Raw genomic sequence first — 19,516 nt, forward strand, 5'->3', positions numbered from 1 at the left:
CGCAGGGTGCAGGGCATGGTCCCGATTCCCCTGCGTGAACTGATCGCGCTCGTCGCAGCGCACCCGGCAGAGCTCGTCGCTGCTGCCGTCATCCTCGTCGCGCTCGCGTGCCTCGGCATCACGAGCAAATCGCAGCGGCGCCGGACGACGGCTCGCGACCCGCAGCGAGCGTTCCCGGCGCACATCCGGCGGGCCTGCTTCGAACGCGTCGGCGGTCGGTGCGAGTACAGCGGGATGCTGCCCTTCCTCCGCTGCCGGGCGGCGGCGGCCCACGCCGACCACTTCATCCCTTGGTCGAAGGGAGGTGCATCCACGCTCGAGAACGCCGTGGCCTCCTGCGCGCGGCACAACCTCCGGAAGTCCGCGACGATGCCGTCTCGCGCGATGCGCCGGAGGGTGCGGCGCGGTCGTAGCGGACTGAGCACCTCAAGGCAGGTCGGCGCACGCTACGGCGAACCGGCGGAAGCGCTCCGATGACGAAGGAACCGCAGCAGCCGGAAGGCAAGGCGGAGGAGAAGGGCGTCAGCGCCGCGACGCTCGCGAAGTCCGCGGCGCTCGGCGCCGCCCGAGGTGGTCTGCAGGGCGCCGCGGTCGGTGCCGCGAAGGCAGCGCTGTCGAACCGCCGGACCAGGCGACGCGTCATCGGCACGGTCACCACACTTGCGCTTCTCCCCGCGCTCCTCGTCGGAGGCGGCATAGTCGGCGTCGCCTCGATCAACGCCGCGCACGGCGCCAAGCGCGCACAGCTGACCTCGGACGCCGAAGCCGCCTCGAGCATCGACCAGGCCGACGTCGTCGGCGCGCTGCGCCGGACCAGCGGCACTGTCATACCGCAGACGATCTTCCTCGCCATTCAGCGCGTCACCGGCGACGAGCCCGACGTCCCGAAGCTGCATCAGGCGCTCGTCTCATCCGGAATCACCGCGGACAGCAACGACCCGGCAGCGGGTTCCGTACCGCGCGCGGACGGGACGATCGCGATGGGGGAGTCGAACGCGGACAAGGCGGTCGCTGAGCAGACGCAGTCGCGCTTCGTCGCGGCGCTCACCAGCTACGGGCTCGCGCAGGACGTTGCGACGCAGGTGTTCACCACCGCCAGGCAGTGGGCGCTCGGCGCGGCGAACACGTGCGCCTCCGGTGCGGCGGCAGTCGATGGCGGGTCGAACGGCCCGTCGGGTGGTTCATCGTCGTCCGGCGGCGCGCAGGCACTGACCGACGAGCAGTCGGAGAACGCTCGCATCATCATCGGTGTCGCCCGCAGCGCCTTCGGTGACGACGCACGCCAGGCCGCGGTCGTCGGGCTCGCGACCGCGCTGCAGGAGTCGGGCCTTCGCAACATCCGCTACGGGGACCGAGACTCGCTCGGGCTCTTCCAGCAGCGCGCCAACTGGGGCTCCGCTGAGCAGCGGCTCACCCCCAGCTACGCGGCCGGCAAGTTCTACGCCGCGCTGCGCAAAGTCCCGGGCTGGCAGCAGCTCCCAGTCACGGTGGCCGCGCAGAAGGTGCAGATCAGCGCCTTCCCTGACGCCTACGCGAAGTGGGAGAGCACGGCGTCGGCCGCCGTGTCGGCCCTGTGGGAGTCCGCCCCGCCCGTAGCGGCACCGGCAGAGTCCGGTCTTGGCGCGTCGGACGGAGCGGCGGAAGCCGGCCGGCCGGCCGACGAGGCCGCGGACACGACCTGCACGACCGCCTCCGGTGGGACCGTCGGGGAGGTCTCCGGCGACGTCAAGAGCGCTGCCGCAGCGCTCCTGCCGGCGATCGAATCCGGCTCGCTGACCTTCCTCGACCGAGGCCCGAAAGGCCCGGCGGCGCAGATCCGCGACGCGGCAGCCGGCACGTCGCCGGCGAACTGCACGGTGCACCTCGGCGCCCTGCAGACGATCCAGATCGCCGTCAGCACCTTCGGCTCCGTCCAGGTGTCGAGTCTCAACCGAGCGTGCTCGGGCGCCATCGGCAACTCCAACTTCGGCACCAGCCCTCACTCGGCCAACGGCGGCGGCAGGGCGGTGGACTACTCGGGCTTCGGCGGTCGCGCGACGACCGGCGCCGACGCGAACGCCATCAAGTACCTCAACGCCGTCGCGCCGTTCGCTCCGGAAGGCAACGTCCTCGGCTTCGGCCAGGCCAACTGCCGGGCCGGAGCCGGCACGAGCGTCAGCTTGCCGGGCATCCGCCAGTTCAAGGACTTCTGCAACCACGTACACGTCGACTTCGGCAACACCGGAGACGGCCAGTTGAAGGGACGATGATGCGCCGCGCAACAATCATCTGGACCGTGATCGCCGCGTTGGTCGTCGCGATCGCCACGACCGTCATCGTCGTCTGCCAAGCGCAGCATCCCACCGAGAAACGGAGCGACGATCCAGTGGCTTCCGTCACGAGCGCGCCGGTCGCTACCGGCGCACCGACGCCGACCGCAGCTCCGCCCGGCGAGCCGATGGACGGAGACGACGGCGGGGAGGCTGCCGCGGGCTGCCTCAACCAGCCCCCCGGCACAGCTTGCGACGACCTGCTGCCGCCAGAGACGATCAGCCCCGAGCAGGTCGCCGCCACCGAGAAGGCTCGCTCCTTCGTCGCCGCATACGTGGACTACAACACCGCCTCCGGGGTCGCTCATTGGCGGGAGCGCCTCAGCCCCTACGTCGCTTCGGACTCCGACCTGCCGCTCACCGCCGTCGCGCGCTCGCGAAGCGCGTTGGCAGATCTGAACGCCAGCGCGAAGCTCGACCCCGCTCTGCCCGTACAGGCCTACCCGGACGGCACCGACAGCTCCGGCTCCTGGCGCTTCACCATCAACGCCACCGTCACAGCCCGCTACGTCGATGCGACCGGCACCGCGTCCAACTGGTCGATCCCCGGCACCTGGACCGTCACCATGGACCCCGCCTCCGGACGAGTCACAGATGTGGACGAGAGCACGCCCCTCCTCGACAACGCCCCCTGAAGTCGCTCGCCACCGTGCACGGTGCATAGGTACTCCTGAACGCGGCGCATCCAGCGTCGCCGAGCAGGAGGACTGTCGATGCGGCAACCGCGGCCGAGCTCGAAGAAGCGCGCCGTCGTGCTCGTGCAGCACGACCCACTCGCACCCCGGCCGGTGCAGGCCGCGCAGATCGCGTTCAAGGTGATGGCCGTCGCCAAGGTCGACACCTGGGCGGCCGCGCTTGAGCACAGCTCCCTCGCCGGGGTCGTCGAGCTCACCGACGAGCAGCAGCGGATCCTCGAGCAGGAGCGAGCCGTGCTGCCGTACCTCGTGCGACGCGGCGCGATCATCACCGTGCACGCCTGCAGCGTCTGCGGCCGCTACGTCTTCGCCGACAGCAAGAGCGCTCCCGGGGCGCGCTGCACGCTGCGTCTCGGCTGTTCGGGCGCGCCCGTGAAGGCGAGCACCACGGGGTTCCGGCCGCAGACGATGCCGCTCGAGCCGACGCCCGGTGCATAGGAACAAGCATGCTGCACACACGAACCTCGCGTGCGATCGCCGGAGCCGCTTGCATCGGTATCGTCCTCGCCGCCGTGGCGCTCACCGGCCGATGGGACGGCGGCGTCGTCCGTCCTGTCTCCGTCATCGCCGGATCCGTAGGCGACGCGCTGCATGGAGAACTCCTGGTCGGCGATGCTGCCGCGCCAACGTCCACGTCGAATCCCGCGCCGAGCTCCGGCCAGACCGGCTCGGAGCAGAACCGCGCCCTCGCGATCCTCGACGAACTCCCGGCGACCGCGGCGAAGCGCATCCCCGAGTACCGGCGCATAGCGTTCGGACCGACATGGCAAGACGTCGACGGCAACGGCTGCAGCACGCGAAACGACATCCTCGCCCGGGACCTCACCGACGTGCAGCGCGCACCCGACGGCTGCACCGTCCTCAGTGGAGTGCTCAACGACCCGTACACGGGCAAGCGCATCGACTTCCGTCGGGGCGTGGACACCTCGGCTGCCGTGCAGATCGATCACCGTGTCCCGCTGGCGCTCGCGTGGCGCAGCGGCGCTTGGGCATGGACTGACCGGCAGCGCGCAGCGTTCGCCAACGACCCTGCGAACCTCGTCGCGGTCGACGGGCCGACCAACACCGCCAAGAGCGACTCGGGCCCGGGGGAGTGGACACCGCCCAACGCCGCCTACCGCTGCGCGTACGACCGGGCCTACATCAATCTGCTGAAGCGCTACCGCCTCACGGTGTCGGCTGATGACCGCGCGGCGCTCCGCCGCGGGCTCGAAGGGTGCCGCTGATGTACCGCCGCGCTCGCCCAGCGCACCGCCGGATCGTGGCGGCAGCAACGGAGATCCGTGACGCGGACCAGTGGGTGCACAACGGCTGCCCGACCGGGAAGCGCGCCTACTGGACCCGCAAGGCCGCTCGTGCCAGAGCGCGCACCAGCAACGAGCCTCGCGTCCGTGCCTACCGCTGCGACGCATGCCACCAGTTCCACGTCGGTCACCTCCCGGTGCCCGTCATCCTTGGCGACGTCCCCCGATCCGAGATCCGGCCCCCTGCCGGCAGCCGAACCTACTGAGGAGCACCCATGCCGATCCCCATGCCCGCCGTCCCGCTCGCTCCGCCGCCGTCGAAGGTCGACGTCGCCTACGAGCTCACCAGGGACGCCATCCTCGGCGGGCTCCTGCAGCCCCGAGAACGCATTCAGCTCAACGACATCGCCGCCGCCGCCGGCTGCAGCAGGACCCCAGCGCTCAGCGCGGTCGACCGCCTCGCCCGTGACGGTCTCGTCGTCAAGCGCGACTACGGCGCCCAGGGCTCCTTCTACGTCGCGGAGGTGACGGGGTCCGAAGCGGACGAAGCGCGGGAAGCGCTGGCCGTCCTGCTCGACGTCGTGGCCGATGCCTCCGACGGCGAGGTCCTCGCTGCTGCGATCGATGCGCTCGACACGGCGCCCGCATGCCGCGACACTGCTCGGATCAACGCCATCAGGGCAGCCTGCCTGGCTGTAGCCGAAGGCTCGTCGAATCGCGCGTGCGCTCTCGTCGTGAAGCGCAGCCTCGAGACGCTGCTCTTCCGGTGCACGCGTGGTACGGCTGACAACGGGTCGGAGGCGGCGAAATGACCGCGCGCCTGATGGACGACCTTGTCGCGGCAGTCTGCGACCGCGAGGAGACGCGGACGCATGCGACGCCCTGGCGGCCTGGTCTGGACGTCGCCGCTTGGGACTACGGCACCCCCGGCGACGCCGTCTGGGTAGCGAAGGACGGGCGCTCGATCCGGCTGGCGGACATGAGCGCCGGGCACTTGGCGCTCACCCACGAGATGCTGCTGCAACGCAACGGCCACGCCCTCCTCGAACGGACACCGCTTGGTCGCGCATTCGCCGCGGAGCGAGCCGCCCGAACAGCCACACCACGGGCCTCGAAGGGCGTCCGGTGAGCTCCCGCGCGACGCTCGTCGATGGTCAGATGCGGCTCGACGTCCCGCCGGGCGTCTGGTGGGGTCTTGCCGAGCTCGCGGACCTCTGTGGCTCCACGGTCAGCGAGTTACTCGCCGAGCTTGCCGCTGACGCGGATATCGACGCGATGAAGCGGCGAGTCGCGCTCCGCCGTGCGCAGGTCGCGACAGCGGAGCAGCGCCTCGTCGACATCGCGAACCGCTACCGCGACGGAGTCACCGCCGACGACGAGTTCCTTGCCTACCTGGAGGATGTGCTTCCGCGCCCATGAGACGTGTCGCGCCTCCTTGGAACGGAGTAGCCGCTCGGTACACTGATCCTCCGCATATCGCGCACGCTTGTTGTGCTGACTCCCAGTAGTCAACGAGCCGACATCTGGAGAACCTCATGTCGCTGCCCGGAAGCGAACACATCACCATCAACCGTGCGCCCGTGGCGAGGCAGCCCTCGACGAGCGTCTGCCGGGATGGGCCGCGGGGCGTCGTCGTCGCGGTGCATAGACAGAACCATGACCGATTCCCCCGTCGCTCTGCGTGATGCCGTGATCTTCGACGTCGACGGCACGCTCGTTGACGTCGCGCCGATCCGGCACTACCTGCATCCGAACCGCGCCTTCCGCGACTTCGATGCCTTCCACCGCGTGTGCGTGTTCTGCAACCCGCACACGGACGTGGTGAGCGCCGCGCGGGCGCTGCACGACGGTGGGGTTTCCGTGCTCGTCGTCACCGCGCGGCGACGCCGCTACGAGCGGTTCACGCGAGCGCGGCTGACCAAGCACGACGTCCCGTTCGCGAAGCTCTTCATGCGAGACGACGACGATCGACGGCTGGACGCCGACGTGAAGTGGGACATCCTCGAACGGATCCGCAGGTGCTACCGCGTGACGCACGCCTACGACGACAACCCGAGTGTGATCGCGCTCTGGGCTTCGGAGCAGATCCCGGTGACCGTGGTCCCAGGCTGGGACGACCCGATCGCGATGCCTGCGCCGCGCGACGCAGAGGAGGGCGTGTGACGCTGCCGCAGCCACCGCGGAGCAGGGTGCTGATCACCGGCAGCCGCGACTTCGACGACGTCGAACAGGTCCGTGCGGCGCTGAACCAGATCCGCGTCGAGTTCGGCGGCCCGCTTACCATCGTGCACGGCGACGCTCGAGGTGCGGACCGCATCGCCCGCGACCTGACCAGGAACGTCCCGGACGCTCTCGCCGTCGACGAGCCTCACCCTGCGCAGTGGCGAGCCGCCGACGGTTCCACGGATCGTTCCGCGGGCCATCGTCGAAACGCCGACATGGTGGCAGCCGGCGCATCAGTCTGCCTGGCGTTCTACCGAGAGGGCGCCGGCAACCGTGGCACTGCCGGCTGCGTCCGCATCGCGCGCGCCGCAGCGATCCCCGTGCGCGAGTTCTGGCAGCGCGGCGCGCCCTGACCGCACGCAGCTGCCGCGGTCACGCAGAGCAGTGACCGCTGCCGCAGGCGATGCCGTCCGTGCGCTTCGCTGCCTCCTCTCCCCGGCGCATTGGGAAGAGCATGAGCGTCATCGAAGAGACCACGCTGGTGTACGTCGCGTCGAACCAGAACTCGAACAAGTTCTACAGCCTCACCCTCCACGACGACGGCACCGTCGACAAGCGGTGGGGCCGCGTCGGCGCGACGGGGCAGCATCAGCGCGTCAGCGGTGGCCGGCGCGTCTACGACACCACGATCGACCAGAAGTGCCGCAAGGGCTACGAGGTCGTGCCGACCAGCACCGACACCGCACCGATCGCCCCGCTGGCCATGGCGACGATCGCCGCGACGGCGATGCAGGTTGCCGACGCCGACAGCGACGCACGAGACCTCGTCGCCCGCATCGCACGAGCGAACCGCCACACCATCGAGACGACCTCGGGCGGCCGGATCAGTACGAGCACGAGCGGGGCACGCACAGCGCTCGGCGCCATCACGCCCGCAGCAGTCGACCAGGCGCGCGCACTGCTGCACTCGATCTCCCGCCACCGAGCCGCGAACGAGCTGTGGACGCCGCTCCTGGACCGCTACCTCACGCTCGTCCCGCAAGCCGTGCCCGCGCGAGCCGGATGGGCTGAACACTTCTTCGACGCCCGCGGCAGCTTGCGGGAGCAGTACCGCCTCCTCGACGCGCTGCAGACCGCCACCACCATCGACGCGGACGCCACGTTCCGCTACCGCATCGCGAAGGTCACCGACCGGGTTGAGCACGAGCGTGTCGCGGCGCTCTTCCACCGAACCCGCATCCACCGCCACCCGGCCAGCGACCTGCGCGTCAAGGCTGTGTACGCCCTCACCGACAGCGCAGACGGAAGCGCGGCGACCGCCGCGGCCGCGAAGACCCTCGGCAACGTCCGCCCCCTCTGGCACGGAACCGCGGCCGGCAACGTGCTCTCCATCCTGTCCAAGGGCCTCGTCATCAGCGACGTCGCCGAGAACGGCCGCATGTTCGGCAACGGCGTCTACCTCACCGACCAGTCCTCGAAGGCCACCGGCTACTCCGGCACCGGCGTATGGGGCGGCCGCGACCGCGAGCACTTCCTGCTGCTCGCCGACGTCGCACTCGGCCGCACCCTCCGGCCGGCTGCTCGTCACGAAGCCCTCCGGCCCGACGTTCACCGCCGCTACAACGCCATCGACGTCCGAGGCGGCACCTGCGGCGTCCGGAACAACGAGACCATCGTCTGGGACCTCAACCAGATCAACATCCGCTACCTGCTCGAACTCCACTGAGCCCACCGCCCGCGGGAATCCGGCCCGGACCGGCGTCCCGCGGGCCACATCCTCAGCATGACCACCTTCAACGAAGCCCTCCACGACAGGGACCACAGCGGCCGCTTCACCGAGATGCCGGGCAGCGCCCCCGAAGCTGTCCTCACGCCGCACAGCGAGGTGACGTGGCGCGACGAGGCTCGCCTGCTCCTCGAGGAGATGAACCGGACGCCACCGCCCGCCGTGCACGCCGGCAGGCGCAGCGCAATCGCACGGTACGACATGCTCGCGGACGAAGCGGAAGCCGTGCTGCGTGCACGTGACGACGAGCGAGCCCGGCGGATCGTCGATCGCTACGACTGCGCCGTCCGCGACGCGCGCAGCCCCGGCGATTCCCGCGCAGCCCGGCTGGACTTCGCCGCGGCCACGGAAGCGTACCTGCAGGACGAGGCCTACCCCGTCCTCGCCGTGGACGGGAGCCGCACGGCTGCGGAGATGACGGCGGCGATCCAGACGACGTTCCCGTGGGCGGATCCTGCTGCCGCAGAACGCATCCGCGCGGGACGTCCGGACGTGACGACCGCCGAGCCACACGACAACTGGTTCGACGACTATGACCAGGTCGGGGCGGGGGTGGCGCGCTGCAAGCACTGCGACGAGCCGATCGGCAACGGGCTCGACGGAGTCCCTGGGCGCTGGGGGCACGCTGCGACCGATGACGGTCCCTGCGACGGCCGGGAACGGCGTGCAACAGACGCCCTCGCCATGGCGGCCTCAAGTCGCATGCTCGAAGAGACGAACCCGATCACCGCGACCCGCCTCCGCAACCGCGCCCTCGAGCACATCAACGCGGGCAGGTCGATGACCCGCTGACCGACGGGTCAGTACCGATCGTGACGGAAGAACCAGCACCGGCCCGGCGCGGGGACGGGGAAGGGGACGCTGTTTTCGAGTGGGAACGGCGCGTCCGCGTCCGGACGCAGCACCACGCACCCGGCGGCGGCGAAGACCGCGGCGTCGTCGGGTGCGCACTCACCGAACACGAACGCTGGGACACAGTCGAATCCGCGGGCATCGGTCGACGTCAACAGCAACGTCGACACACCCCGCCCGCGCCAGGCCTGCTCGACCTCGAGCGCCGCTACCTCCCACGCGACTCCGCAGACGATCGGCCGCGGCCGGAACCGAACCTCACCCACGACCTGCTCGCCGATGGCCGCTCGCAGGACGACCAGGTCGTCCGCGGCGGACTCTGCCCCAGGCACCTCTCGCACCGTGACGCCGGCAGCAAGCGGCCGGCGTCGCCTCTCCCATACCTGCCAGCAGTCCGCCGCCTCCCGGAGGATCGACGGGCACACTGAGGATCGAGGGCGCTGGCCGGACCGAGTGCGGTTGAGCATCGCGTCGACGAGCTCGATGGGCGCCCACCTGGGGATCTCCCGTCGGAGGCGCGCATCGTCGTAGCCGCGCTCGCGGAGCACAGGGGTCGCGAGGAAGAAGCCGTGCGCGTCGTAGATTGGTGACCCATCTGCCCAGGCCCGGAAGGGGCCTGTCCTCGCCGCGGCGGAGTAGCTGTCGAGATGCACCTGATCTTCGAGGACGCGGACGATGCGCGCGCCGCGCGCACTCCACGATCCAGCCGTGCGGCCGGCCGCGTCGGCGACGTCCGGACGGAAGTCGGAATCGGGGAAGACTCGGCCGATCGGCTCGATCTCGTAGAGCGCCCCGCGGCTGAAGATCACGCCGGTCTGCTCATCTGATTGCCGGATCAGCGCGGCGAAGGCGCGAGCGACTTCCGGATCCGTCGACAGGTACACCATGTCTGGATCCGTCGTGCCATCCGCGTAGCCGGCCTGCAGGTGATGCAGTGTGGCCGTTCCGGTGCGCCGCTGCTGGTTGTACGTCAACAGGTGGTCGCCGGGTTGCAGCCCGGGGAAGCCACCGTGGAAGAACGGACCCGAGGCCACGCCTGATGACCGGGCGCGCTGTCGGTACCGCTTCGCCGAAGAGCCAGACATATCAGAATATTACTGCGCTGCAGTGCTTGGGCGTTGACACTCGGCGAACGCGCACGGTCTGGCACGGTGCATAGGGAAAGCATGGAGAACGACATCACCGAAGCCCAGTTCGCCCGGTTCGGCAAGCGCGTCGCCGCGATCCTCGGCACCTCGCCCAGCTGGGGCGGCGACGAGTTCGCAGCGATCTCCGAGGTCGGCGACCGCGAACTCGGCCGCCCGGTCGGCAGCGACGCAGAGGCTGTTCGCGTGGCCTGGCGGCGGCTGGCCATCGACCTCGACATCGACTTCGACCGTGAAGACGTCTGCCGCGTCGACGAGTGCCTCGCGAGCCTTGACGACGGCGAAGGCGAGGACGGCTTCTGCGGCACGCACGCCGACGAGCGCTACTGCAGCGCCTGCGAGGAGAGCTTCGAGGACCCCGAAGACCTCCGCAACCACCTCTGCGACGCAGAGGCCGCCGCCTAGGCGCCATCAACGACGTCGGACACCCCGCGGCTGCTTTCCGGCCGCGGGGTGTCCTTCGTCCCGCTCCACCCCGGAATCGCCGCATCCAGGGCCGCGACCCGCGAGCGTGCGAGTCGACCGCGGCGAAGCTGCTGCCGCTGGTTGCTCAGCCAGATACCCACGCGCACGTCGTCGCGCTCTGCGGTCACTGGCACGGCCCCGAGCTCGGCGTACGCCTGCTCCGCGAGAACGAGTGTGGCTGCCCACGCCTCTTCCCGGTGACGCTGCTCAGCGCGTGCAGTCCACCCCGGCAACTCCTCGTCGAGACGCTGGCGTCGGTCCGAGCGCAAGGACCCCGCCCGGTCCTCCTTGCGCTGCGTCGCCAGCCACTGACCTACCTGCAGGTCATCGACCGTCGCCGTCGTCAGCACGCCGCCGGTGCGACGAGCCACGGCAACCGCTGCAGCGAGAAGGCGAGACCACCGGTCGTCGTCTGGTAGGCGGCCGCGGCGCTTCCCGTCTCTCCAGTCGGGGACCGCGTCGTCGAGCTTGGCGATCCGCTCGGCTTCGAGCGTTCCTGCCCGCAACCGAAGGCGCTGTCGAGCGAGCCACTGTCCGACCTGGCGGCCGTCCGCTGAGACCGCCGCGCTCACCACGCCCCCGTCTCGGCCGGCAATCTCCTTCGCGCGGGCGAGCATCGTCGCCCACGGAGCATCCGCCGCGCTCTCCGCCATGGTGCCCCTCCCCGTCGGCTCCTCGTCATCCTGCCAGCCCACGCAGGCGGCCTCAGCCGAGCGCGGTGCATAGGACAGAGCATGGACATGCTGCACGAACGGGCCACCCGCGACACCTTGGCTGCTTGGACACGTGCCATCGCGCCGGCCTTACCACCGGTCGCCCGCGAGGACCCGTACTGGGAGGCGCTCGTCGCGGCAGCAAGCACATCCGACTCCCGTGACCAGCGTGCCTGGCAGCGCGCCACCGACTGGCTGTTCGCCTCGGTACTGCCCGCCCTGCAAGCCAGCGTGAGACTCGACTCGGATCGCTGGGAGGCGTTCGCTGTCCGTCGCGACTGGGACAGCGGCCGGGCGCTCCTCGGCGAGCTCGACGCCGTGGTCGCGTCAGCCCACCGGAAGGCAGCCGCGGCGGGGCACGCCGCGCTCTGCAGCGGAGCGCCGGCCGCGCTCGCGCAGGAGACCCGCGAGCACGCTGCATGGCACCGCGCCGTCCTCGTGCGCCGTGCAGTCGCCATCGCGACCCTCGACCGCACCTTCACGGGGATCGGGCACGTGGCGGCGATGGCGATCTTCGCCGGCGACGGGACGCACATCGTCAGCGACCTCGATCCGATTGGGCTGCTCGCCGCGATGCTCGATGACGCGCACCTGCCCTCGCCGGTGCTCTTCGACTGAGCGGCGGCGATGAGCACCCCGATCCTCGCTGAGCCACAGCTGCACGGGCCCGCTTCCGCCCTGCGTGCACGACTGCTCGGCACACCGCGACAGCCGTCGCTGCTGCTGAGCTTCCCACCCCGCGCGACCCACCCCAGCACGGGCCAGCAACTCATCGCCTGGGTGAAGTCGTTGCCCGGGGCCCGCTTCGACCCGACGAGCGCAGCATGGCATGTCACCGGGACCGGGCCGACCCCGACCGCGACGCTGACGGAGGCCGGGTTCACCATCACCGGGCTCGGGGACGGCGAGTTCGCCGACGTGTACTCGCTTGACCAGATGGTGACACCGGTATCGCTGTTCAGTGAAGACCGGCGCACCGTCCTGGTGCGCCACCGCCTTCTCGGCTTCGACGGCTGCCGCGAACGAATCGGACCGGCTGCGCTGTGGGACGGGGAGCGGAAGCTGTTCCGCATGCCGGTCAGCGACGTGCTCGTCGCGGGCGTCCCGCGGCACGGCGTCCTCTGGGATCCCGCGGCCGTCGACGCGGCGTACACACTGCGCAGCACCAGCCCGCTCGTGCCCGGGCTGGAGGCCGCGGCGTCGCGCCTGTGCGTCGCGGCAAGCCGTCAGAGCGTTGAAGACGACGTGCGCGCCGTTGCCGGCGTGGTCGGCCACTCGCCGCCATGGTGGAAGATGCCGCCGCTGCCGCACCAGATTCCCGGGGCCCTCGCTGTCGCCGCCGGTCACACCCTGCTCGCCGACGAGCCCGGCGTCGGGAAGACGCTCACGAGCCTCCTTGCCGCCGCGGTAGATGGCGCGGAGCGGGTGTTCGTCGCCTGCCCGCCGAAGGTCGCAACGCACTGGGGTCGTGAGGTGGTGAAGACCGGCCTCGCCGACGAGAGCCAGATCGTCGTCGTGCAGGCGGGCCGGAAGGTGCCGAGCTTCGACGACGCCAAGGTGATCGTCGTGCCGTACTCGATGCTCACCGAGCGGCCGGCGATCGGCGCGCAGGTTGCGTTCTGGTCCCCGCAGTGGATCATCGCCGACGAGGCGCACCTGCTGAAGACGCCCACCTCCGCCCGAGCTGAGGCGATGCTGCGGCTGAAGGCTGACGTGCCGACGGCGAAGACGCTGGCGCTGACGGGCACCCCCGTGATGTCGGGACCCCAGGAGCTGGTGTCCTTGCTGGAGTTCACCGGGCACCTGTCGAGCGTCTTCGGCGGCTCGTCGGCATTCCTCGGTCGGTACTGCCGTCAGGATCAGCACGGGAAGTGGCACGCCAACAAGCGAACGCTCCGCGAGCTGAACCGGAAGCTCGTCGAGCACGTCTGGGTCCGCCGGACGAAAGAACAGGTGCTGCGTGACCTCCCGGAGCCGGAGATCACCATCTTCGACCAGACCGTGGACCTGGAGCAGTACGAGCAGACGCACCGCGACATCCTCGAGCGCATCGACGGCTGGATCCAGAAGACGGTCGACGATACCGGCCGGCTGCCGAACGCGACGGAGATCGACGAGTACGTCGACACGGCGATCGAGTTCGTCTCCTGGCTCCGCCGCGCCGCCGGCAAGGCGAAAGTGCCGGCAGTTCTCGAGATGATCCGTGCGCACCAGGAGGCTGGATCCCGCACGGGGGAGGAACGCCCACTACTGGTGTGGGCGCACCACTCCGATGTCATCGACGCGCTGCAGAAGGCGACCGGCGGCGCCCCCGCCCTGACGGGCTCGACGTCCAAGCGCGCGGCGGACCGGCTGATCGACGGGTTCCAGGCAGGAGAGGTGCCGCTGCTGATCTGCTCCATCATGGCCGTCGGCGCGGGCATCACCCTCACCCGCGGCTCCGACGCGATCTTCGCGGAGTTCGACTGGACGCCAGCGCAGATGCAGCAGGCGGTGGACCGTCAACGACGCATCGGACAGCTGCGGACCGTCCGGGCGCACATCCCCGTCGCGGTCGGCACGCTCGACGAGCACGCAGTGCGCATCCTCGGGGACAAGGCAGAAGTCGTCGCCGCCGTCCTCGGCGACGCCGGCGCGGAACAGTTCCGGGCCGAGAGGGACGAGAAGATCACCCCTGCGCGGCTGGTGAAGCGGCTCATCGGCGAACGGATCCAGCAACGGGGTGTCGGTGTGACGTCCGCTACAGCTGGCACGTGTCCTCGCCTGCGACATCGTCGGTGACCTGCCGTACCGGTCCGGCTCCGCGTCTGACGGGCTCCGCGCACTCGTCGCGCGCCTGGATCTCGCCGCCGAGCAGGCCGACGCCTGCGCCGCCGAGCAGGTCAGCGTCGCTGCGGCCTGCCTCCTGGCGACGACGGCGCTGCAGACGGAGCCGACACGGAGCCTCGCACCAGACGACGACGCGCCCGCGCGCGTCGCCGTGGTCTCGGCCGGGTGACGTCGGACGCGGCGCCGACCTCAAGGGGTCAGCGCCGCGTCCATCGGGAAGTGTCGCCTAGGCCTCGGGTACGGTGTCCCGGAACTCCGTCGCGACGGCTTCGTCCGTCATCGTCGTGCCGAGCTTGAACTCGCCGGCGCGGACGATCGCAAGGACCGGCGCGGGCGCGCCCATTCGCGACGCCGTCATCTGGATCGACGCGCGCAGATACGGGTAGACCGTGAAGAACGCCACACGCTCGGCGAACTCGGCACGTACCTCGGAGGTGAACTGGGCCGGCGCCGCGAGCTCGTACCGAGCCTGGTAGTCGGCGATGAACTCGTTGCCTTGCCGGTCGTCGACGCTCATCCGGAAGCGGAACGCGACGCCAAGGAAGTCATCCCGGTCGCCGACGTTCAGCACCTGGCGGATCCGCGGCTCGCGGTCCTCCTCGGTGGCGGTCTCGTCGATGCGGCGGCCGCGCTCCTCCCAGACGTAGACGTCGCTCAGCTCGACGAGGCTGACCATCTCGAGGATGTCATCAACCTCGCGCGGCGCCTCAGCTACCTCGTCGGTTTTAGTGAAGTCGTCCGCCTCGGGGGCTGGTGAGTCAGGCAGCAAGAGCGAAATCCGTGCGCTGCTTGTTCGCGTCTGCGCTGTAGGAGCCCACCTGGCCGGCGCGCTGAACGTGTACGGTCGCCGACACCTGCGTGTGAAGGGTGATCGTGCCGCGCGCGTAGCTGAGGTCAGCGTCGCGGACGTGGTGCTCGATCATGATGCCGAGCGCGCGCGCGTAGCGGCGGATGGTCTGCAGGCGCGGCTCGGTGGCGCCGCTTTCGAACTCGGACACCGTCGCCTGCGAGACGCCGATGAGGCGTCCAAGCTCGGCTTGCGAGAGGCCGCGCTCGAGGCGCTTCGTGCGGATGGTGTTGATCAGCTCCAGGTCGGCTTCGGCAAGCTCGCGACCGAGACGCTCAGCGGGGGTCTCCTCGTCCTCGAAGCCCAGTCCGTCATCGAACTCGTTCGTGGTCATAGGCCAAACCCTATATCCCTTTCTGCAGTTGAGTGCACATGTTTCGCTCAGGGCATCACGCCCAGGAAGTCGGACGGCCCTTGAAGAACCGCTGCCGCGCCTTCTGCATCTCCTCGTCCTGACGCTCCCGCACCTTCGCCGGATTGGAGACGTCCTTGATGTGCATGTGGAGGCCGATCACGGTCGAGCCCCCGAGCGAGCGCAGCTTCGTCGGTTCGGCGTGGTAGATCCGCACGAGGACATCGCTGTCGTCGTCTTCACCGACCTCGCCACGGACACGCACCTCGAAGAGGTCAAGGCCCGTCACCGTGTCGATCGGACCCTTCACGTGGTCCACCTCGCGCAGCCGCCCCTTCCGAAGCAGCTTCATGCGCGCGCCGACTTCGGAGAACACGTGACTTTGCGCGTCCTTGGACAGGTCCGATGCAGCGAGGAGCTGCCGGACCGCTACCGCGAACGTCTCCCCGGAGTGCGGGTACCAGTGGTAGGTGATCGGAGCGAACTCCTCGCGCGTGCAGATCGACGCGGAGCCGTCGCGCGCATCCTCGGGGTCACTCATCACCCGGCTGAGTCTACGGATCTGCAACGACGCTCAGGAACGAGTCCGAGCGGACTTGAGCGGAACCAGAGCAAGCCCAGCGGCCGTAGCACTTACAGCCTCCTCGAGCCGCTGCGCCTCAGACGGCCCAGCAGCCGATCGCGAAGGCCTGCCAGCGCCCTGCGGGCCGCCTGTCGCCTCCGGCTCCACGTCGCCTTGCGATCGGCGTCGAGCTGCGCGATTCTCGCGTGCTCTGCCCGCATCTGCTTCCTCCGCCAGTCAGTGGAGTAGTAGTCCCAGACCGGGACCGATTCCGTCGCGCCGAAATACTCGGCGCAGCGGACCACAACGAAAGGGACGATGGCGAGGAAGGCGAACAGGACGCTGCGCGAGTTGCCGATGCCCGTCTCGGGGACGAGTGAGAAGAGCGACGCCATGGCGAGGCCAGCCGACGCGACATCGCACAGGAGCCAGCCCCAGCGCCTGTGGATGACCAGAGCGGACGCGCTGAACTGCACCGCGAGGAGTGCTACGGCCGCGGCTGTCGCTTGCTTCGCGGACGCATCGCCCCACGTCCAACCGGCGAACGCTGAGCAGAGGATCTGCACAGTCTTGAACAAGAACACGACCACGAGGACGAACCGGCCAACGACTTCGATGTCGTCCGTCCAGCGCGGCTCCTCAATAGGCTCTGCGTGCCCGCCGCCGCTCGTCGCCTGGATCTCGTGACTGAGCTGCCCGCCGCCGCTCGTCGCCTGGGTCTCGTGGCCGGGCTGGTCGCCGCCGCTCGTCGCCTGGGTCTCGTGGCCGGGCTGCCCGCCGGCGCTCGTCGCATCCTGCTCCTGGGCTCGTGACCCCGCTCCTGCTGCTTTGCCTCGCAGCAGCCGCCAGCCGACGGCGAACCCGCCCCCGAGTGCGGCTCCTGTAGCCGCCGCCATCACGATCTTCTTCGCCGGGCTCTGCCGGTCCTTCATCCCCACAGCCAGAGCATAGGGGCCTGCCGGATCCGCACCGGCGGGCCGGTGGCCCGGGCCACATCGTCCACATGAGCGAGTGGAACGAAGCACAGCACGACCGCGCCGCGGACGGCACCTTCCGTGAGATGTTCGGCAGCGCGCCGGAAGGTCGCCTCGTGCTCGAGACAGCACCAGCGCCGGCCCCGGACGCGTACCGCACCGTCGCCACCGGTGGCGGCTCGTGCACCATCGACGAGGACGGCTTCGAGCAGGACTGCACCTGCGGCAACGGGTCCCAGTCCGGCTGGTGGGCCGCCGGCGCTGCAGACGGCACGGTCATGATGGACGCAGTCAGCCGTGCACACGACGACGACACGATCATCTGCCCGAGCTGCGGCCGCGCCTACCGGCACGGCGACGTCGACTGGGGCTGCAGCGTGACGCCGGTGGCACGCTTCGACGTGACGGACGACGCGCTCGCGCAGGCCCTCGACCACCAGTACCGGATGCTGTTCGGATCGCCGCGACGGCCCGACAACAACGCCTCATAAGCGGGCGACCGAACCGCCGTCGTTCCCGGGTCACATCCTCAACATGACCCCGTACGACACATTTCAGCCGCCGCGCGAGGTGGACGGGCGCTGGGCGGAGTACAAGTCCAGCCAGCCGGAGCAGCGCCTGGACACCACCGCACAGGACACCCGCGACGTGTCGCGCCTCGTCCACTCCAGCATCGCCAAGCGCGCCGGCCGCTACCGGCTCGGACCCGAGGACGTCGAAGACACCCGGCAGGAAGTCATGATCGGGATCCTCGCCGCGCAGAAGCGGCGAGGCGGCCGACCGCTGACCGTCGACGAGGACGCCGCACTGATCAAGCACATCACCCGCACCGTGATGTCGAAGGGCTCCGACCCGACCATGAACTACCGAGACCAGAAGGCCCTCGGGGTGTTCCGTGAGGAGATCGCGCAGCTCGAGCTCGCCGGCGTCGCCATCGACAAGGGTGTGCGCGACCAGCTCGCCGACGACATCCGGCGGCGTGCGAAGCCCGGCGACCGGCCCAAGGAAGGTTTCCACGAGCCCGCGCAGGTGCATTCGCTCGAGGTCCCGATCGACGAAGACGGCCACACGCTCGCGGATGTGATTGTCGCGCCAGAGAACACCGACGCCGGCCACGCATCGGACATGTCACCGGCGGCGAGCCTCCTCGCGGCGCGCCTCAACCAGGAGGCGAGCCAGACGGACGCGCGCCGCGAGGTCTGGGATGCGATCGCGCTGACCCGGGACGCAGCCCTCACCGCCCCGTCGTCCATCCTGCCGGCCGCCGCGACGAAGGCCAGGAAGACAGTCGCGGAGGTCGGCGGGGTGCTCGTTGCGGCGCGCGCATGGGAGGCCGGCGAGCTCGACGACGCGGGGGAGCAGGCCCTGTTCGCTCCGTTCGGCGCGCACGCCACGAACCGTGACCTCGCCAGCGTCACAGCCGTCCTCACCAGCTACCCCGAGTACGCCGACGACCTCTGGGCGAGCGCCATGACCGTCGCAACCGCCCGCGGCGGAGACGACGCCGGCCTGCCCGTTTCGCAAGTCGTCGCAGGGTGACCAACGCAACGCCGAACGAAAGGACCCAGCCCTGATGTCGATCGAGATCAGCACCACGCCCGCCGCCCACCTCACCGCCGCGCCGCCAACCCGGGTCTCCGCAGCGGGCACCGGCGACCTCACCACGTCCTGGAACAACTTCCTCAGCCTGTGGCCCAGCGGCCTCGGCGTCGCGCTGGGCATCATCGGCATCATCATCATCGTGCTCAGCATCGGCGGGTGGCTCTATAAGTCCCGCCACGGCGGCGGCAAGACCTTCAAGAGCCTTCCCTGGGCGATGCTGGTGATCGGTCTCGTATGCGCGTCGCCGCAGTGGATCATCCCGATCATCCTCACCGTCGCCAACGTGCTGTTCCGCATCTTCGCGGGCATCATCGAAGGCTTCTTCCGCCTGATCGGTTCGTAGGCGATGGCGAAGCCATTGTCGAGGGAGGCGCTCGAGCAGTGGCAGGCGTCGCTGCCGAAGGTGTACGCGCTCACCGAGCTCACCGGCAGGAAGAAGGACCGGGAAGTCACGACCTACGTCGTCGGCGTCGAAGTCGGCAAGCGCTCCCTTATCGCCTGGCTCGGCGGCGCGACGCTCGTCGGTCTGCCGCTCGGCGGCGCGATGTCGTGGATCCTCGCCACGGTGGGGCTCTACCAGCAGCTCTACCTCAGCCTCATCCCGATCGTCCTCGCCGGGTCGGCGTCGGTGTGGCTGTTCGTCGGCCGAGAACGACGCGGCCTGCGTCTCCTGCGCTACCAGGGACTGGTCGATCGACGAAGAGCCGCTCGCAGCCGCGGGCGGCTCTTCGTCGGCACGAAGGCCGTCCAGCCCGCCACCGTCAACATCCTGATCCCCGTCGTCATCGACACCCCGATCGCGATGCTCCGCGCCCTCGACGACACGAAGCAGCAGCCTGCGCGCCCCACCATCCTCGACCGCCTCGCGCATCGGTCCGCCCCGACCGCAACGGCCGTGCCGTCCGCTTGGGACGAGCCCGCCGAATCTGCGGCCCCCACCGCGGTGCCCGACCGCTGGTCCGCCGACCGCTGAAAGGA

The 19,516-nt window shown here is 70.0% G+C and carries 25 protein-coding genes; 19 read left to right on the forward strand and 6 right to left on the reverse strand.

From position 1 onward, the window contains the following. The first annotated feature begins 15 nt into the window (after positions 1 to 15). The 12 genes from PIJ49_RS02325 to PIJ49_RS02380 all read left to right on the forward strand — a co-directional run bounded on the left by PIJ49_RS02325 (position 16) and on the right by PIJ49_RS02380 (position 8,989). Entirely contained in the window at positions 16 to 477 is a 462-nt protein-coding gene (locus tag PIJ49_RS02325; RefSeq protein ID WP_271825566.1) for an HNH endonuclease, read from the forward strand. Next, positions 474 to 2,249, forward strand: coding sequence for a hypothetical protein (locus PIJ49_RS02330; RefSeq protein ID WP_271825567.1), 1,776 nt, complete (start codon positions 474 to 476; stop codon positions 2,247 to 2,249). Before PIJ49_RS02325 ends, PIJ49_RS02330 begins: the two co-directional genes overlap by 4 nt. 26 nt (positions 2,250 to 2,275) lie before the next feature. Then, positions 2,276 to 2,944 carry a hypothetical protein gene (locus PIJ49_RS02335; RefSeq protein WP_271825568.1) on the forward strand — a complete coding sequence of 223 codons (669 nt, stop codon included), beginning with the start codon at positions 2,276 to 2,278 and terminating at the stop codon, positions 2,942 to 2,944. Positions 2,945 to 3,022: 78 nt separating this feature from the next. After that, on the forward strand, positions 3,023 to 3,442 hold the full coding sequence (locus PIJ49_RS02340; protein ID WP_271825569.1) for a hypothetical protein: 420 nt from the start codon (positions 3,023 to 3,025) through the stop codon (positions 3,440 to 3,442). An 8-nt stretch (positions 3,443 to 3,450) separates the two neighbouring features. Continuing rightward, positions 3,451 to 4,230: an HNH endonuclease family protein gene (locus PIJ49_RS02345; RefSeq protein WP_271825570.1), complete on the forward strand. Its 780-nt coding sequence runs from the start codon at positions 3,451 to 3,453 to the stop codon at positions 4,228 to 4,230. Between the two features lie 305 nt (positions 4,231 to 4,535). Then, positions 4,536 to 5,060, forward strand: coding sequence for a GntR family transcriptional regulator (locus tag PIJ49_RS02350; protein WP_271825572.1), 525 nt, complete (start codon positions 4,536 to 4,538; stop codon positions 5,058 to 5,060). Then, entirely contained in the window at positions 5,057 to 5,377 is a 321-nt protein-coding gene (locus PIJ49_RS02355; protein ID WP_271825573.1) for a hypothetical protein, read from the forward strand. Before PIJ49_RS02350 ends, PIJ49_RS02355 begins: the two co-directional genes overlap by 4 nt. Continuing rightward, positions 5,374 to 5,667, forward strand: a complete 294-nt coding sequence (locus PIJ49_RS02360) for a hypothetical protein (RefSeq protein WP_271825574.1) — start codon at positions 5,374 to 5,376, stop codon at positions 5,665 to 5,667. The genes PIJ49_RS02355 and PIJ49_RS02360 overlap by 4 nt, the downstream gene beginning before the upstream one ends. Positions 5,668 to 5,904: 237 nt before the next feature. Further along, entirely contained in the window at positions 5,905 to 6,411 is a 507-nt protein-coding gene (locus PIJ49_RS02365) for a phosphatase domain-containing protein (protein WP_271825577.1), read from the forward strand. Further along, positions 6,408 to 6,824 (forward strand): SLOG family protein, encoded by a 417-nt coding sequence (locus PIJ49_RS02370; RefSeq protein ID WP_271825578.1) that lies wholly within the window; start codon positions 6,408 to 6,410, stop codon positions 6,822 to 6,824. Before PIJ49_RS02365 ends, PIJ49_RS02370 begins: the two co-directional genes overlap by 4 nt. A 101-nt stretch (positions 6,825 to 6,925) precedes the next feature. Then, positions 6,926 to 8,137 carry a WGR domain-containing protein gene (locus PIJ49_RS02375; protein WP_271825580.1) on the forward strand — a complete coding sequence of 404 codons (1,212 nt, stop codon included), beginning with the start codon at positions 6,926 to 6,928 and terminating at the stop codon, positions 8,135 to 8,137. Positions 8,138 to 8,194: 57 nt separating this feature from the next. Next, a complete protein-coding gene (locus PIJ49_RS02380; protein WP_271825582.1) occupies positions 8,195 to 8,989 on the forward strand; it encodes a hypothetical protein in 795 nt (264 codons plus the stop codon). Between the two features lie 8 nt (positions 8,990 to 8,997). Here the strand turns inward: PIJ49_RS02380 and PIJ49_RS02385 are convergent, their stop codons facing one another. Continuing rightward, positions 8,998 to 10,083, reverse strand: a complete 1,086-nt coding sequence (locus tag PIJ49_RS02385; protein ID WP_271825584.1) for a hypothetical protein — start codon at positions 10,081 to 10,083, stop codon at positions 8,998 to 9,000. Positions 10,084 to 10,215: 132 nt separating this feature from the next. Between PIJ49_RS02385 and PIJ49_RS02390 the strand changes: the two genes are divergently transcribed. Then, the gene (locus PIJ49_RS02390; protein WP_271825586.1) at positions 10,216 to 10,599 is read left to right on the forward strand and encodes a hypothetical protein; all 384 of its coding nucleotides are present in this window, start codon (positions 10,216 to 10,218) and stop codon (positions 10,597 to 10,599) included. Here PIJ49_RS02390 and PIJ49_RS02395 read toward each other — a convergent pair. Next, complete coding sequence (locus tag PIJ49_RS02395) at positions 10,596 to 11,354, reverse strand: helicase associated domain-containing protein (RefSeq protein WP_271825587.1); 759 nt, start codon at positions 11,352 to 11,354, stop codon at positions 10,596 to 10,598. The genes PIJ49_RS02390 and PIJ49_RS02395 overlap by 4 nt on opposite strands. Positions 11,355 to 11,393: 39 nt before the next feature. Between PIJ49_RS02395 and PIJ49_RS02400 the strand changes: the two genes are divergently transcribed. Together PIJ49_RS02400 and PIJ49_RS02405 are read left to right on the forward strand one after the other, a co-directional pair. Next, on the forward strand, positions 11,394 to 11,990 hold the full coding sequence (locus PIJ49_RS02400; RefSeq protein WP_271825588.1) for a hypothetical protein: 597 nt from the start codon (positions 11,394 to 11,396) through the stop codon (positions 11,988 to 11,990). Between the two features lie 9 nt (positions 11,991 to 11,999). Continuing rightward, complete coding sequence (locus PIJ49_RS02405; RefSeq protein WP_271825590.1) at positions 12,000 to 14,153, forward strand: DEAD/DEAH box helicase; 2,154 nt, start codon at positions 12,000 to 12,002, stop codon at positions 14,151 to 14,153. Between the two features lie 274 nt (positions 14,154 to 14,427). Here the strand turns inward: PIJ49_RS02405 and PIJ49_RS02410 are convergent, their stop codons facing one another. From PIJ49_RS02410 to PIJ49_RS02425, 4 genes are all read right to left on the reverse strand, one after another. After that, positions 14,428 to 14,970: a hypothetical protein gene (locus PIJ49_RS02410; RefSeq protein ID WP_271825593.1), complete on the reverse strand. Its 543-nt coding sequence runs from the start codon at positions 14,968 to 14,970 to the stop codon at positions 14,428 to 14,430. Then, on the reverse strand, positions 14,960 to 15,382 hold the full coding sequence (locus PIJ49_RS02415) for a helix-turn-helix transcriptional regulator (RefSeq protein WP_271825594.1): 423 nt from the start codon (positions 15,380 to 15,382) through the stop codon (positions 14,960 to 14,962). The genes PIJ49_RS02410 and PIJ49_RS02415 overlap by 11 nt, the downstream gene beginning before the upstream one ends. Before the next feature lie 55 nt (positions 15,383 to 15,437). Then, complete coding sequence (locus tag PIJ49_RS02420; protein WP_271825596.1) at positions 15,438 to 15,941, reverse strand: hypothetical protein; 504 nt, start codon at positions 15,939 to 15,941, stop codon at positions 15,438 to 15,440. 92 nt (positions 15,942 to 16,033) lie between these two features. Beyond that, entirely contained in the window at positions 16,034 to 16,900 is an 867-nt protein-coding gene (locus tag PIJ49_RS02425) for a hypothetical protein (RefSeq protein WP_271825597.1), read from the reverse strand. Positions 16,901 to 16,965: 65 nt separating this feature from the next. On the opposite strand from PIJ49_RS02425, the gene PIJ49_RS02430 reads away from it, so the two are divergent. The 4 genes from PIJ49_RS02430 to PIJ49_RS02445 are packed head-to-tail and all read left to right on the forward strand — an operon-like array spanning position 16,966 to position 19,511. Beyond that, positions 16,966 to 17,427: a hypothetical protein gene (locus PIJ49_RS02430; RefSeq protein ID WP_271825599.1), complete on the forward strand. Its 462-nt coding sequence runs from the start codon at positions 16,966 to 16,968 to the stop codon at positions 17,425 to 17,427. A 43-nt stretch (positions 17,428 to 17,470) separates the two neighbouring features. Next, on the forward strand, positions 17,471 to 18,475 hold the full coding sequence (locus PIJ49_RS02435) for a hypothetical protein (RefSeq protein WP_271825600.1): 1,005 nt from the start codon (positions 17,471 to 17,473) through the stop codon (positions 18,473 to 18,475). Between the two features lie 34 nt (positions 18,476 to 18,509). Beyond that, on the forward strand, positions 18,510 to 18,881 hold the full coding sequence (locus PIJ49_RS02440; protein WP_271825602.1) for a hypothetical protein: 372 nt from the start codon (positions 18,510 to 18,512) through the stop codon (positions 18,879 to 18,881). 3 nt (positions 18,882 to 18,884) lie between these two features. Beyond that, a complete protein-coding gene (locus tag PIJ49_RS02445) occupies positions 18,885 to 19,511 on the forward strand; it encodes a hypothetical protein (protein ID WP_271825603.1) in 627 nt (208 codons plus the stop codon). Positions 19,512 to 19,516: the final 5 nt, after the last annotated feature.

It is taken from the genome of Curtobacterium uvaldense, from assembly GCF_028307415.1.
In the GTDB taxonomy this organism is placed as follows: Bacteria; Actinomycetota; Actinomycetes; order Actinomycetales; family Microbacteriaceae; genus Curtobacterium.